The sequence below is a fragment of the Pedobacter sp. UYP30 genome, from assembly GCF_040547165.1.
GTDB lineage: Bacteria > Bacteroidota > Bacteroidia > Sphingobacteriales > Sphingobacteriaceae > Pedobacter.
Map to the genome: position 1 here is coordinate 13,627 of NZ_JBEPPD010000022.1, position 15,277 is coordinate 28,903.

Consider the following 15,277-nt stretch of genomic DNA (forward strand, 5'->3'; position numbering starts at 1 on the left):
TTAAAGAAGTATTTACAGCGTAGCGAAGTTTAAACTGATACATTTGCTCGTATGTCAGTCCTTCAACCAACAAAGACTTTTAAAAAACCACCAATATCTATTTTAGGCTGTGGATGGTTTGGTTTTGCCTTTGCCAAAGAACTGATCAAAAGAGGTTATTCGGTTAAAGGATCAACCACATCAGAAGAAAAACTTGCCACATTGGCGGCGGTCGGAATAGCGCCTTTTTTGATTGATTTTTCAGGTGGAAGCCAGCATAATAATCAAAGATTCTTTGAAGCTGATGTTTTATTCATTTGCATCCCACCAAAACGAAAATCATTAGAGTTGGGAGATTATCCAAAAAAAATAGAATCCATTATCCAATCTACAAAAGAGGCTGTCAAAATTGTGCTGATAAGTTCTACAAGTATTTATGGCGACCACAACATTACGGTAGATGAAGACAGCGAACCGAATCCAGAAACCGAATCGGGCAAGATGGTTTTAGAAGCAGAGAATATCTTAAAATCTTTGTGTCCAAATAAGTCTACCATCATCCGCTTTGCGGGATTAATTGGACCAGAAAGAAATCCGGGCCGCTTCTTCGCAGGAAAAACCGATGTGCCGAACGGGTTGGCGCCAGTAAACATGATTCATCAAAATGACGCTATTGGGGTTGCTTGCGCAATCATCGAAAAAGATGCTTTTGGAAAAATCTACAACGCTTGTGCCCCAAACCATCCCACAAAAATAGATTTTTACAGAGATGCTGCTTTAAAATCTGGACTTCAACCACCTACTTTTATTCTAGAGAAAATAGCTTTTAAAATTGTAGAAAGTAAAAATGTTCCAAATTATTTGAATTACAACTTTACGACGCTGCTTTAATTCTTCTGTTGATATTTAGGTTCTCTAACCATAATTCCCTGTGCTCGCCCTTTGGTAAAGTAAGCATTTGCCCAGTTTGCCATGGTTCTAAATTGATTTCGATAGTTGATTAGCAAAAATAAGTGAACAAAAAGCCATGCCATCCATGCAAGCCAACCGGTAAGCGTAGTTTTCGGGAACGTTAAATCGGCTACAGCTTTATTTCTGCCAATAATAGCCATCGTTCCTTTGTCTAGGTAGCTAAATGGTTTTGTACTTTGGTTTTTTACCATGGCAATAAAGTTCTTTGCAAGTGCCTTTCCTTGTTGCGTAGCTACGCTCCCAAGTTGAGGATAACCCTTTGGAAATTTTAGATCGTTTGTTTGCAAACAGGAATCGCCAATGGCATAAACATTAGTCAGGCCATCAATTTTGTTAAATTCATCAACCTTTAATCGATTACCCTTTTCGTAACAATCAGCAGGAAAGCCATCAAACTTGGGTGCAATTACACCCGCTGTCCAAATTAATGTATTGGTTTCTATCTGTTCTCCGTCTTTAAAATATACAACGCCATCCTTATAATCAGCAACCATTTTATTTAGTTTTACAATTACCCCAATTTTTTCTAAACTTTCTTTAGAATATTTCTGAGATTCTTCTCGCATGGGCGGCAGCACAGCCGATGCTCCATCTACCAGATAAAGATTCATTTGGCTTTGATCGAATTCTGGATACAATGTTTTTAAAACCCTGTTGCTCATATCGGCAATCATTCCGGCAATTTCAACGCCAGAAGGCCCTGCACCAGAAACCACAATATTCCGCATTTTGCGTTTTTCAGTTTCATCGGTAACAGTAATGTATCGCTCAGCTTCATTAATTAAATAATTGCGCAACGCAATTGCATCTTCAACGGTTTTCATCGGTAACGCATTTTTTTTGATGTTTTCCATCCCAAAATAATTGTTCTCCGTTCCCGTCGAAATAACTAGATAATCGTAATATATTTCTCCTGTGGATAAAATAACTTTATTTTGCTGTGGGATGACCTTTTCAAATTCTCCCAATCTAAAACGCAGATTTTCCTTTCCATCAAACAAAGTACGAAACGGAATACAAATACTAGACGTGCTTAACACACCTGTGGCGACCTGATAAAGCAAAGGCGGAAAAAAATTATAGTTATTTCGATCTACAAGTGTAACCTCAAGACCCTTTTTACCGCCCAACTCTCTCGCTAAATTTATTCCGGCGAAACCACCTCCTATAATTACTATTCGTTTATCTTCCATTTTTATCTAAATTTTTGGACTGAGATGCTTATTTGTCAATGAGCGAGTAAAAAAAGCCAGTCGGCTTTGGCTGTAATTGTACCCAGTTTGCTAACATTATGCACAAAACAAAGTTTTATTTTTTCAAATAATGGCTTTAAAACTAGATTGATGTATTTCGTCCTTTTATCTAAATTTTGTTCGTTTAGGGTTTCGAATATTTTACGATCGCCATAAAATAGATGTATTTAGTAAGCCAATCTTTCAGCGATAAATGAGAATTTTATCTCTGGGTTTTACAAGCGACAACAAACATATTTAACTGAATAGTTTGGATTTTAACTAATATTTTACCGGTTCGTAAAGTTTTACAAATCTGCGCAGCAAGTTTGGCATGACTATAAGGAGATAAATAGTTGGATTTCCTGTATTATAGAGCCAATAGTTTTTTTATTAATTGTAATTTGGATAATTTCTTTATCGGCTAAATTAAGATGATACACAAATTTATCAAACTCAGTTTTATAATTTAGATTTCGTTGGTTAAATGGGACAGGAAATAAACTCCAAAAAAACTACTCCAACAAACCCAACAACTCCGTTTTGCTCAGATTTTTAAAGAAGCCACCATCAGTCTGAAATAAATTGTTCACCAGATCTTTTTTCTTGGTTTGCAATATTCTAATTTTTTCTTCAATCGTATTGGGGCAGATCAGTCGCACAGCCATTACATTTTTCTGCTGCCCAATTCGGTGAGCACGATCAATCGCTTGGTTTTCTACCGCCGGATTCCACCATGGATCTACCAAATACACATAATCTGCTTCCGTTAAATTTAGTCCTGTGCCACCAGCTTTTAAACTAATTAAAAAAACAGACTTTTTTTTGTTGCTTTGAAAAGCGTTAACTACCTCTGCCCTATTTCTTGTCTGTCCGGTTAGCATTTCAAAGCCGATGTTCCGCATTTCTAATTGCTTCTTTATCAAATTTAGCATACCCACAAATTGCGAGAACACTAAAATTTTATGCTGTCCGGCTTTGGCTTCGATTTGCTCTAGTAATACTTCAATTTTAGAGGAAGCTTGTACATAACTTTTCCCTTCACCTAACAGCTCAGCAGAATTGCAAATTTGCCTTAATTTAGTTATGCTCTTTAAAACATGGATGGTACTCCGCTGCAAGCTTTCATCATCTTTGCCAAGCAAATAGTCTTGTATCTCTTTTTTGTTTGCCTCATAAACTTCCCGCTGCTCCGCTCCCATTTCGCAGTACAACACAATTTCGGTTTTCTCTGGCAATTCTTTGGCAACCTGTTCTTTTGTTCTTCGTAAGATAAAAGGCTTAATGAGCTTTTGTAGTTCTGCAGTGCGTTTTCCGTCGCTAAACTGATCTATCGGCGTAGAATATAGATCAGCAAAATGCTGTTTACTGCCAAATAACCCCGGACAGGCGAAAGACAATTGGCCATACAAATCGAAGGTGTTGTTCTCTATCGGCGTTCCGCTCAACACAATTCTATTCCGGGCTTGCAATAACTTAACAGCTTTGTAGCGTTGTGATGATGGATTTTTGATGTTTTGAGATTCATCCAACACCACATAATTAAATTTAAAATTTTTAAGCAAATTAATATCAGACAGCAATGTTCCGTACGAGGTAAGCACGACTTCGTAATTGCTCAACTGCTCCACCTCTATTTTCCGCTCGTTGCCATGCAATACTTTTACGATGAGCGAAGGCGCAAATTTTTCAATTTCTTCTTTCCAGTTAAAAATGAGCGATGCCGGAACAACCACTAAATTGCATACTTGTCCAAGTTTTTCTCTTTGCGCTAAGAAAAAAGCCAAAATTTGGATGGTCTTGCCAAGGCCCATATCATCTGCCAAGCAACCGCCAAAATTTAAATTGTCTAAAAAATTTAACCAATTTAAACCTTCATGCTGGTAGCCCCTCAGCGTTGCAGTTAGCATTTTGGGTATTTCTACCGGTACTATTTTGTCGAAAGCATTAATTTTTTTCTTGTAATAATTAACCTCATCGCGCAAAGCTTCGTCCAATAAAAAACCTTCGTAAAGTTCTTCAATGGCGTTATACCTAATTTTAGGAATCAGCAGTACATCGTCAACAACGTCGCCAGCGGCAAAATAGTCGGCAAATTTATCTATCCAAGCTTCTGGAATTATGCCCTGCGTACCATCATCTAGCGAAACGAATTTACTTTTGTTTCGAATAGACTTGTGCAAATGTTTCAGTGCCACCTGTTGCTTGCCAAACTTAACCTGCATTTTAGTTTCAAACCAATCGGTTCCACTTAAAACCTCTATGTTAATATCTGCTTTAAAGGAGTTTAACTTATTGTTTTTTAATTGATTAAAACCAAATATTTGTATGCCTTTGCTTCGCCATGCTTCAAACGCATCTAAAAACCAATCGATTTCTAAAAACCGTTTTTTATGAAGGTAAAATGAATCTTCGGGTTCTTGTTCATAAAAATATGGATGCTGCTTTAACACGTCGGCTATCAATTGAAGTTCCTTCTTCTCATTTCTTCCGAGCGTAAAAATTTTACCTAATTTATCAGTCGCTTGTATTTGCTTGCGCGATAATACTGGAACATCAATATTGCCGTAAACCATCACTGGCGTAATCAACACGAAATCTTCAGATTCTGATAAATAGACGCAGCATTCTTCTTCCAAATCAAATCCTTTTTCTTCTATCTGAGTTTTGGTAGCAGGTTTTAAATAGGCATAATCTACCTTAATACTTGTTTCTAACGGAATTAAAATGCTTTTCTGAAATTCTGGATATCTAGATTTGTGCAAAGCCAAGCGATTGCCCTGTTTCCTAAAATAATCTATTACCCGTAAAAAATCTAACCGCGGTATGAGGTATAGAACTTTCGCAACGCTAACAAAATACTGTAATTTAAGCTCTACTTTATCAAAATCATGTGCTTTTCCATTAACGATTAAACTGCCCGTAATTTCAAAAAAATCTCCTTTTTGCTCCACCAACAGGCTTATTTCCAAAGGCTCGGACTTAACAGTTAACGGTTGTAAATCTTTTTGAGAATTTCCAGACGCCAGATCATCTTGCAGATAGGTTCGAATTCCGAGCGGATTTTTTACCACTATTTTAAGCGCTCCAAGTCTTTGTTCATTCTCTACCGCATCAAAATTTTGCTCAAAACTCGCAGCAGCGCTGTAGAACTTAACATGTTCTTTTTCGTCGGCAGACATGGCTAAAGCAGCAGCAGAAACAACTTTGATTGGGTTTTTCAACTTCCCACTCTTTGAGTGCTGTGCCTCAAAAATAGAGATGGTTAAGCTTTTAAAATGCTTATGCGCTGCAAATACCAGTACCAAATGCTCTGGCAATGCTGCCACATTTAAATGCTGCTGCCTGTTAAGTGGCAATAATTTGGCTTTTAGTTGCTCTTGTTCTTCTGTGCCAAAGGCGATAAGTTGTTCGGCTTTTGGCTTAATATGGTAACTTGATTGCGCTAGCTGCACTTCAAAAAAATCATCCAACCTAAGCTCATTTTCCAATCCGTAAGAAAAAGCGATCGTTTTTATTTTCTGCTTTCTAAATTGATCATCAAAAAATATACGAAGCTCTTCTCGTTTTAAAATGTTGTACAAAGCTTTAGATTGATGCGTGCAAAGCCATTTTTTGGTTTGACCGCACCTGCAAGAAAGCGTAACCTGGTTTTTAGATTGTACAACGAGAACTGGTGGTTGAGTTTCATTTCCATCCGCGAAAGCGGCAAAATCTACTTCGATTTGTGCAACAGCTAGATTTAAAAAGTTCCTTTCATCAACGTAAAGGGGATAATTTATGTATTTCAAAATTACCACGTCGGTTAAATCTCTCAAATTGAAATCATCAATTACAAAGTCGAATGGATGAACTTGGCTTTCTCCGCCGTTTACTTGATGCATTGCTTCGAAGATAAGCGAAAATAGAAACAGCAAAAAATAAAATTTGGAATAAGAAACTGTTTAAATTTTATACTTTTTATTTTATTGACCAAAAACGCCGTCCACTTTATCCAACACTGTCCTATCCGGACGGGAGTCTTTCTTTTTCTTGATAAAAAGAAACAAAACTCAAGGCCGGCACCTCTTTGGGTAAAAATTCGCCAAGCTGTTTAATATCGATAATTCGAGGCCTTACCCTTGCTTTCTCCCCGCGCGCGTCTGCGAATCATCTTCGCACGATTAATCCGGCAGTTCTCTGCAAGCAGCTTTAGGCGTTTTTTCCTCCAAACATTTGCTAGGCCTATCCCACCGAGCTGGCTATAGCGAGTTGATTGAATCAAATTTTAAACCGACTCTAAGAACATCTTCTTACAAACAGCAAATAATCTTGTGACTGCCCAAACTAGAAAAAGACAAGAATTTGAGGTTTAATTATTTTGGCCTATATTTGCGCAATCCTTGTCCAATGCAGCAAAAAACACTTTTAGACGACCGGAAAATAGACATTACGATCAAACGTTTGTGCCGTCAATTGATAGAAAATCATGATGATTTTACAAACAGTGTGTTGATTGGCATTCAACCCCGTGGTATTTTCTTGGCCAACCGCATTCAAAGAGAATTAGAACAGATTCTGGGCGATAAAAAAATCTTAAAAGGAAATTTAGACATTACTTTTTACCGAGATGATTTTAGGCGAAAGGATTCGCCTTTGAACGCAAGCAGCAATTCGATAGACTTTTTAATGGAAGGCAAAAAAGTGGTGCTTGTAGATGATGTGCTTTGGACAGGAAGAACCATCCGCGCGGCATTAGATGCGCTACTTGCCTACGGCCGACCAGAAAAAGTAGAACTCTTGGTGTTGATTGATAGAAGGTTTAGCAGACATTTACCTATAGAGGCCGATTACATTGGGCATCAAGTAGATAGCCTAGACTCTCAACACGTTAAAGTAAGCTGGGCAGAGCAAGATGGCGAGGACAAAGTGTTACTATTATCTGATAAGAAATAACAATGGCAATAGAAAAATTATCTACCAGGCACCTATTAGGAATCAAAGACATCAACCGCGATGACATTGAATTGATTTTCGAAACGGCAGATAATTTTAAAGAGGTAATTAACCGGCCGATTAAAAAAGTTCCTTCGCTGAGAGACATAACGATTGCCAACATATTTTTCGAAAACTCTACACGCACCAAACTATCTTTCGAGCTTGCAGAGAAAAGACTGTCTGCAGATGTAATTAATTTTGCGGCATCTTCTTCTTCGGTAAGCAAGGGCGAAACCTTGATAGATACCGTAAACAATATTTTATCTATGAAAGTAGATATGGTGGTAATGCGACATCCGTATGCTGGCGCCGGACAGTTTTTAAGTAAACATGTAAATGCCCAAATTGTAAATGCCGGAGATGGCGCACATGAGCATCCAACACAAGCTTTATTAGATGCCTTTTCCATCCGTCAGAAATTGGGTACAGTAGCAGGAAAAAAAGTGGTAATTGTAGGCGACATTTTGCATTCGCGCGTAGCGGTTTCCAACATTCTTTGCTTGCAACGCTTGGGTGCCGAAGTGATGGTCTGCGGCCCAACAACGCTAATTCCAAAACACATAGAACAACTTGGAGTAAAAGTAGAACACAACCTTATTAAAGCCCTGAATTGGTGCGATGTAGCCAACATGTTGCGCATACAATTAGAGCGCCAAGACATTAAATATTTTCCATCTTTGCGAGAATATGCCATGATGTACGGCCTTAACAAAAAAATCTTAGACAGCCTTAATAAAGAGATTGTGGTAATGCATCCTGGGCCAATAAATCGTGGGGTTGAAATTACCAGCGATGTTGCAGACAGCAAACAATCTATCATTTTAGAGCAGGTAGAAAACGGAGTTGCGATTAGAATGGCGGTGCTGTATCTTTTGGCAAGCCAGAGGTAGTGATTGCGCGATTAATCTTTTAGTTAGGCGCAATATTAAGACCTGCAAAATTCCTAAAAAATCAATTGCATCGAAGATGAAAATTATATCATTCCTATTTTTCCTTAGCGTAACTAGTTTTTGGTCTTGTCAAACTAAAAAATCAAATTGTTTAAAGTTTAAAACAGGAACTTTTGTTTATAAAGAAGCTCTACTTAAAAATGTAGTAATTGAACGAACAAAAAAGATTCAAAAGGAATATGATTCTAAAACAGGTTTGAAAATAAACTATAAAATCAATTGGGTTTCAGATTGTGAATACGAGCTAACTCAAATTTGGTCTAACAAAAAGGAAGTACTTGAAAAAAATGGCGCACTAATTAAGGTAAGAATTACAAGTACTACCAACGACAGTTATGATTACATTGCCGAATATCAAGGAACGTCACAAAGAAATACATTATTCTTATTGAAAAAATAAAAAAGACTTCAACTAACAACAAATTTAAATTATGTCCGAGCGAAGTGCGCCATTTGCCAGTTCAACGAATTAATAATGTTTGTACTTGAGCGGAAAGATTTGCAATAATTCGAGCACAACTTAAACTTTCAAAACGATAACTCTGTAACGGATACAAACGATTAGCTTTATCGTTTTTGATGCAAAATAACACTTAATGAAAGCTGCCATTCACAAATCATCCGTCCCCGAATCTCAAACATTTATGATTAAATATTTGGAGGATAACTATTTCGACCCAGTTTGGCACTCACATTCAGAATATCAGTTGTTTGTTCCGTTAGAAGGTACAGGCACCAGGTTTATCGGCGACAGCATCAAATCTTTCGAGCCAAACGAACTCATATTAACCGGGTCTAACCTACCACATCTTTGGCGTAGCTACGAAGCTTATTTTGAGAAGAATAGCAAATTAAAGATTCGCGGCATCGTTATTTATTTACAAGAGAGTTTATTAGGCGAGCATTTGATGAATAAGGAGGAGTTTGTACAATTACGCAAACTTTTTAAAAGATCGCAGCGCGGCCTAGAGTTTTATGGCGATGTAAAGCAGAAGGTAATTGGGTTGATGCATGAGTTGGTAGAACTTAGCGGATTAGAGGCCTTTATACATTTTTTAAAAATATTACTGTTGCTTACAACTACCAAAGAGTATCATTTCATATCGCATAACGAATACATTCATCCCCCTAAAAAAGGTGAAACCGACCGCATGAGCAGCGTGTACGAGTACATCTTAAAAAACTATCGAAACAAAATTCACTTGAATGAATTGGCTGATCTGGTATGCATGACACCAACTTCCTTTAGCCGCTATTTTACGTTGAGCAACAATAAAGGTTTCGCCAAATTCATCAGTGAACTACGAGTAAAGCATGCTTGTAAATTGCTTACAGAAACCGATATGAGCATTACAATGGTATCCGAGCGATCGGGGTTTAAAACATTATCTAACTTTAATAAGCAATTTAAGGACGAGATGAAAAAGAAGCCGTCGGAGTACAAAAGAGAATTTTTGGGTTTATAAAAGCCATCAATCTGTTAATGTAAAATCAGGAAGATTTATTTTCTTGCCGCCATCCATTGCCGATTCGTGCGCCAAAATACCTACGCAAGTTATATTAGCCGATTGCCTTGCATTTGGAAATGGCTGGCGATTGTTAATCAATGCCGATACAAATTCATTTACCAAATGCGGATGCGATCCACCGTGGCCCGAGCCTTGAATAAAGGATAGATGCTGATTACTATTTGCATCGTACACGCCACCCGTGGTAAACGCCTGAATTTCGGTAGGCAATAAATGTGCAAAATCTGGAATAGTTACCTTTTCGGGCACTTCGCCTGTATGGATAACAGATTGCTCACCCTCCACCAATGTCCATTCGAACGTCTTCTCTGAACCATATACATCAAAACTCTCCCGATATTGGCGAGCGGTATTAAATAAGGAACGGGTAACCTCTGCTGATAAGTCGGAATTAGCAAATTTGATGTGACAGCTCTCTACTGCAAATGGCGAGCCGTATTTTTCTATTAAAGGCTCATCAATCCTGCCTGAACCAAAACACGAGACATATTCAGCATCAGCCTTAGCTAAAGCCAATACCGGGCCCACGCAATGCGTTGCATAATGCATTGGCGGGAGGCCTTCCCAATAGCCGGGCCAACCTGCCATTTCCTGTTGATGTGATGCACGTAGAAATTGTAGTTTGCCCAATTCGCCACTTTCGTATAGTTCTTTTACAAATAGAAACTCCCTGCTATATATCACGGTTTCCATCATCATATACGTAAGGCCGGTTTCTTTAACTGCCTCAACTATCAAACGGCATTCTTCTACCGTTGTAGCCATAGGCACAGTACAGGCAACGTGTTTGCCGGCACGTAATGCTTTTATAGATTGCTCGGCATGGCTTTTTATGGGTGTGTTGATGTGGACCGCGTCTACTTCTGGGTCACGCAGCAATTCGTCATAATCTGTATAGCGTTTTTCTATCCCGAACGCATCGCCAACTTGGTGTAATTTTGTATGGTCGCGCTGGCAAATGGCATACATATTTGCATTTGGGTGATGTTGATAAATAGGGATAAACTCGGCCCCAAAACCTAAACCTACAATTGCGATATTAAGCTTCTTACTTTCCATATTCGTTATATTTTTTGTGGACTATTGCGCCCATTTTTTTAAAAATGCTAAACCTTCTGATGCAAATTTGTCTTGGCTCTGGGCCAAAGGACGCCAAATACACACAGCTTGCGCCAATTCTTTATTATCGGGTGTAAAACTTTCTATTGATACGGTTCCAGTGTAATTGATTGCCTCTAAACCACGTCGATAAGCTGCCCAATTGGTTTGCCCGGTACCAGGTGTACCTCGATAATTCTCAGCAACTTGCACATGTATCAATTTATCACCGGCCAGTTTTATAGCTTCTTCGATGTTAGGTTCTTCGATATTCATGTGGAAACCATCCAGAATAATTTTGGCCGCCGGATGATCAATATCATCAATCATCCTTACCACATCCGATGCGGTATTTACCAAATCCGATTCAAATCTATTAAGAGGCTCTAAAGCGATTTGCAATCCGCGTTCTTCGGCCATTTCGCAAACCTTTTTTAAGTTCCGCACGGCTAGATTCCACTCCTCCTTGCGTTGCTCTGGCAGTAGCATTCGTGCTTTGCCAACCGCCGAGTACATTGGCCCAGCGAAGAATTTGATATTCCATAAAACGCACAGGTCCAAACAGTCGGCTATATATTTAAAACATACCTCGTGAATGCTTGGATCTTCGCTAGTAAGGTCGCGGGTCGGCCCAAATGCACCGCATATTATGGCCTTTAATTTATATTTGGCTAATGCTTCCTTTACCGCTTGCCCATCTATTAACGCCGGATCTTCGACTGCAATTTCGACCACATCAAAGCCCATGGCGGCAATTTTAGGAAATAGTTCTTCTATAGATGATGTTTGAAATGGCGACGTGAATAGCCAGGTGCTTACACCAAATTTTATTGATAACGACATCTTTTTTTTTGTTAAAAGGGTGTAGATTCCGGCTCCTCTGCTTTATTTAGTAATGCTAATTATACCCGCCTTTTGATCTGAAATAAAGTATAAGTAGGTTAAATCTTATTAGCATAATGCACAGATCAATTTCATATCCAGTGTCGATGAGGCAGCGGCCGAATTCTCTTTAATTTCTTCGGTCATGTATAATTTCTTTGAGATTATTTTACAACTTTCATAATCCCGTTCATAATACGCCAATGGCCCGGAAACGAACAAATGAAGGGATAATCGCCTGCATCAGCTGGCACTCTAAACTTCAGTTTATAAGTTTCCTGCGGATTGATGAGCTTGGTAGAAAACAATACTTCGGGCATTTTTGGTACATAGTTTTGATCAATACCTTTTGGGTCCTGAGCCAACTTATCGGCTGCTGCACCCACTTTGTCCATACTGCCTTTTTGTAGTATTAGTAAATTATGTTGCATAAAATCGGGATTGGAAAAAACAACTTCTACCATGCTGCCTGCTTTTACGGTAAATGTTTTTAAATCATACTTCATTGCATTTTGTACCACAGCAAGTTTAACCGTTTGGTCAACATTAGCGCGTGAAGTATTAGCGCTATCTATTCCGGCCAAATTAGCAGCTTTAGTCTTATCTCCGTAACCTTTTACGTGAGTGGCCATGGCAATTGGTATGGCTCGACTAAGCCAGTAATCGTTGGCATTTTGCGGAACTTTTTGGGCCGCCAGTAAAAACACACCCATTTCTTTAGATGCCGGCATATCTGCAATTGTTAAAAACGCAGCCAGTCTTGTATTTAAGTTAGTATCATTTAACAACCCAGCCTTTTGAATTGCTGCCATTGATCGTGTAGTAAGTGGTAAAACCTGCAAGGCAGCTTTGCGCACGCCAGCAGCTGGGTGAGTTAATGCTTCTTCGGCAACAGCCAATGCCTCTGCGTTTGATCCGTTTAATAAACCTAAGCCATTTAAAGTCCATAAGGCATGTATGGCTGGTGCATTAATACCGATAGCATCAACTGTTTTATTGCGAATTAAATCAAATAACTGCGGCGCCATTTGTTTATATCCTCCTTCAACTATTAAGCGTTGGGCTGTTATACGCCAAAACATATTATCACTTTTTAGGCCTGCTAAGAGTTCTTCGGGTTTGTTTTTATCCAGTTTTGTTATCGGCGATGGTTTTGCGCCATCATAAACAATGCGGTAAATACGGCCATGGGTACGATCGCGCAGCGGATTGATATAGGCATTGCCTTTTCCGTTTTCGAACCCTTTAGGCGTAGGGTTATGCTGAATGATAAAATTATACCAATCGCTTACCCAAACTGCACCGTCGGGGCCAACTTCAGATTGCACGGGCGCCATCCATTCATCTGCGCTCGCTAAAAAATTCCAACCATCTTTCTCTTTAAAACCAGCGCCATCAGGTTCTAAAATGGCGCGGTGAATAACACGACCTGTTGGTTCATTCACAAAACCTATTCTGTTCCAATATTCCTTGGGGAAGTTTCGGGCGGTGTATAAATTATGTCCAGCTGCAGCTGTAAACCCGTTAAATACATCAACTTGGCGCAAGTTCTTTGTAACTACGTGCATGCCGTAATGTCCTTCTATTTTTTTAACAGACTCCATGCCTGGCATCGCCAGTCTTTGTAAATAAGGTAATGGAATTCCTAAGTAATCGCTATGCGAGTTATTGGCTGTTGAAACAAAAACATCAAAATTCTCAGAAAAACCTAGCCCCCAGGTATTGTTACTTGTCGAGCCTAAGTGTTCTAGCTTTTTACCATCGGGCGTAAACCGATAAACGGCTTGGCTAAAGTTGAATTTCTGCCCACCTACTGAACCATCAAAACCAGAATAGCCAACTGTTCCCCATATTTTATTGTCTAAACCATATTTTAGATTTGATGGACCAGCATGGGTATCACTTTTACCCCAGCCAGAAATCAGCTTCTCGCGTACATCTGCTTTGTCATCGCCATTGGTATCCTTCAAAAACAAAAAGTCTGGCGCTTGTGCTATAATTACACCGCCCCGCGCAAATACAATGCTGGTAGGAATGTTCAGCTTATCGGCAAAAATGGTAAACTTATCGGCTTTGCCGTCGCCATTGGTGTCTTCGCAAATCTTTATGCGGTCATTTCCCTCTCCGGTAGTTTCTCTAACCGTGTTTGGATAATCTATGGTTTCCAGTATCCATAACCGGCCTCGCTCATCCCAGGCCATGGCAATAGGCTTTTCAATATCAGGTTCGGAAGCAAAAAGCTGCATTTTAAACCCGACAGGAATTTGCGTTAACAATTGCGACTCGGCCGGTGATAAAGGTGCTTGCAACTTCGGCGCAGGGTCGCGTTTCTCATAATTCGGAATGTCTGCTGCGGTATAAGCAGGATTGGGCTTTTTTAACTTGTCTAAATTTCTTTCTGCTTTTTTACCGACAGCCCATATCACACCATTTTCTAACAGCTTTAAAAACCCAGGTTGTTTCCAAGTACGCTCATCATGACCGTAAGCGGTGTAAAAAACACGCCCTTTTCCATAAGTATTGGTCCAGGAGTAGGGTTCGTGATGGTCGCCTTCTAAGCGTTCTGTCAACACATGGATGTTTTTGTTGATTTTGGTATGCACATAAGTTTCGTCCCAAGTGGTAAAAGGCTCAACACCCTTCATAATTGGATGCTTTTTATCAACAATAACCATTTTAAAAGTGCCCGTGTCATGGGAACTAAATTGCCCGCCAATCACTTTTACAACTTCGTCTGAATTGCGAAAACAGTAAGATGCGCAGTGCACCGGAATAAATCCTTTGCCGCTTTTTACAAATTGTAATAAGGCTTTCTCCTGCGATTTAGATATGGAATCGTAATTGGCGTACAGCATCAGGCCGTCATACCTAGATAGCGTGCTATCGTTCAAGTCATCGGGATTGGTGGTATACGTAATGTTTATTCCATCCTTAAAGAAAGACTGCTGAACTATCTCTGCCAGCTTACCAGACTCGTGGTGCGTGGCGGTATGCCCCAAAAATAAAATTTCTAGTCTGCGTGGCGGTTCAGCTTTATTATATGTGCCTTTAAAACTAATAAGGGCCACTAAACAAATTACTGTTAAAACGATGTATTTTTTCATGAAAACAAAATTTTTGAAATAGGCTTTTAACTGATGATTATTCTATAGGTATTTGGCGGCTTTTCGAACATTCTGCTTAAGATTTCCGAAACCCCTTCTTTTATTTTGTGCCTGTTAAAGCAATAATTATATCTGTTTAGGTAAGACGGACGTGTTTGCTCATATCCGCACTTCTTACAGCTACCCGACATATTACTTAGAATTTGTTAAATACTTACTACATATTTCCTTGTAGGTAAATATGGCTTTAAATTAGAAATAACGATAGGCACTCTATTCGTTTTTCTATGCCATTTATAGTTTTAGTATTTAACAAATACCTATTTCCAACAATTTAATTAGGCTAGAAGTAATTGGTCAAATATGGTATAAAACAAATGTAGCTAACTAATCCTTTTCTATTTTACCAAAATCTGACTGTATCTTGTCATTTTTACTTAGATTATTCTATTAAACTCAAAAGTTAGAGCTTACTGATTGGATTTTCAATGATTTTGTTTCAGAGATGATGATGATTCACACAGCGGTTAGAGTATCTTCTGCTCTAAATCCCA

At 38.9% G+C, this 15,277-nt stretch carries 10 protein-coding genes; 5 read left to right on the top strand and 5 right to left on the bottom strand.

What is annotated here, in order from left to right:
* Positions 1-51 precede the first annotated feature (51 nt).
* Entirely contained in the window at positions 52-870 is an 819-nt protein-coding gene (locus tag ABIB40_RS17945; protein WP_354360801.1) for an SDR family oxidoreductase, read from the top strand.
* Here the strand turns inward: ABIB40_RS17945 and ABIB40_RS17950 are convergent.
* Positions 867-2,144 (bottom strand): NAD(P)/FAD-dependent oxidoreductase, encoded by a 1,278-nt coding sequence (locus ABIB40_RS17950; protein ID WP_354360803.1) that lies wholly within the window; start codon positions 2,142-2,144, stop codon positions 867-869. The genes ABIB40_RS17945 and ABIB40_RS17950 overlap by 4 nt on opposite strands.
* Positions 2,145-2,698: 554 nt before the next feature.
* Positions 2,699-6,067, bottom strand: coding sequence for a DEAD/DEAH box helicase (locus tag ABIB40_RS17955; protein WP_354360804.1), 3,369 nt, complete (start codon positions 6,065-6,067; stop codon positions 2,699-2,701).
* Between the two features lie 505 nt (positions 6,068-6,572).
* Between ABIB40_RS17955 and pyrR the strand changes: the two genes are divergently transcribed.
* The 4 genes from pyrR (at position 6,573) to ABIB40_RS17975 (ending at position 9,576) form a co-directional block, all read left to right on the top strand.
* Complete coding sequence (gene pyrR / locus ABIB40_RS17960) at positions 6,573-7,118, top strand: bifunctional pyr operon transcriptional regulator/uracil phosphoribosyltransferase PyrR (RefSeq protein WP_354360806.1); 546 nt, start codon at positions 6,573-6,575, stop codon at positions 7,116-7,118.
* Positions 7,119-7,120: 2 nt separating this feature from the next.
* A complete protein-coding gene (locus ABIB40_RS17965) occupies positions 7,121-8,050 on the top strand; it encodes an aspartate carbamoyltransferase catalytic subunit (RefSeq protein WP_354360808.1) in 930 nt (309 codons plus the stop codon).
* Positions 8,051-8,126: 76 nt separating this feature from the next.
* The gene (locus ABIB40_RS17970; protein ID WP_354360810.1) at positions 8,127-8,510 is read left to right on the top strand and encodes a hypothetical protein; all 384 of its coding nucleotides are present in this window, start codon (positions 8,127-8,129) and stop codon (positions 8,508-8,510) included.
* Positions 8,511-8,706: 196 nt separating this feature from the next.
* Positions 8,707-9,576: an AraC family transcriptional regulator gene (locus tag ABIB40_RS17975; protein WP_354360812.1), complete on the top strand. Its 870-nt coding sequence runs from the start codon at positions 8,707-8,709 to the stop codon at positions 9,574-9,576.
* Positions 9,577-9,582: 6 nt separating this feature from the next.
* On the opposite strand, the gene ABIB40_RS17980 is transcribed toward ABIB40_RS17975, so the two are convergent.
* The 3 genes from ABIB40_RS17980 to ABIB40_RS17990 form a co-directional block, all read right to left on the bottom strand.
* On the bottom strand, positions 9,583-10,698 hold the full coding sequence (locus ABIB40_RS17980; protein ID WP_354360814.1) for a Gfo/Idh/MocA family protein: 1,116 nt from the start codon (positions 10,696-10,698) through the stop codon (positions 9,583-9,585).
* A gap of 21 nt (positions 10,699-10,719) precedes the next feature.
* Positions 10,720-11,580, bottom strand: coding sequence for a sugar phosphate isomerase/epimerase family protein (locus tag ABIB40_RS17985; RefSeq protein ID WP_354360816.1), 861 nt, complete (start codon positions 11,578-11,580; stop codon positions 10,720-10,722).
* 203 nt (positions 11,581-11,783) lie between these two features.
* Positions 11,784-14,723 carry a PVC-type heme-binding CxxCH protein gene (locus ABIB40_RS17990; protein WP_354360818.1) on the bottom strand — a complete coding sequence of 980 codons (2,940 nt, stop codon included), beginning with the start codon at positions 14,721-14,723 and terminating at the stop codon, positions 11,784-11,786.
* Positions 14,724-15,277: the final 554 nt, after the last annotated feature.

What these genes read in the sequence shown, in the direction of transcription:
- ABIB40_RS17990 (WP_354360818.1), bottom strand. Translation starts at nt 14,723, where the DNA reads ATGAAAAAATACATCGTTTTAACAGTAATTTGTTTAGTGGCCCTTATT.
- ABIB40_RS17950 (WP_354360803.1), bottom strand. Translation starts at nt 2,144, where the DNA reads ATGGAAGATAAACGAATAGTAATTATAGGAGGTGGTTTCGCCGGAATA.
- ABIB40_RS17945 (WP_354360801.1), top strand. Translation starts at nt 52, where the DNA reads ATGTCAGTCCTTCAACCAACAAAGACTTTTAAAAAACCACCAATATCT.
- ABIB40_RS17965 (WP_354360808.1), top strand. Translation starts at nt 7,121, where the DNA reads ATGGCAATAGAAAAATTATCTACCAGGCACCTATTAGGAATCAAAGAC.
- pyrR (WP_354360806.1), top strand. Translation starts at nt 6,573, where the DNA reads ATGCAGCAAAAAACACTTTTAGACGACCGGAAAATAGACATTACGATC.
- ABIB40_RS17955 (WP_354360804.1), bottom strand. Translation starts at nt 6,067, where the DNA reads ATGCATCAAGTAAACGGCGGAGAAAGCCAAGTTCATCCATTCGACTTT.
- ABIB40_RS17980 (WP_354360814.1), bottom strand. Translation starts at nt 10,698, where the DNA reads ATGGAAAGTAAGAAGCTTAATATCGCAATTGTAGGTTTAGGTTTTGGG.
- ABIB40_RS17975 (WP_354360812.1), top strand. Translation starts at nt 8,707, where the DNA reads ATGAAAGCTGCCATTCACAAATCATCCGTCCCCGAATCTCAAACATTT.
- ABIB40_RS17985 (WP_354360816.1), bottom strand. Translation starts at nt 11,580, where the DNA reads ATGTCGTTATCAATAAAATTTGGTGTAAGCACCTGGCTATTCACGTCG.
- ABIB40_RS17970 (WP_354360810.1), top strand. Translation starts at nt 8,127, where the DNA reads ATGAAAATTATATCATTCCTATTTTTCCTTAGCGTAACTAGTTTTTGG.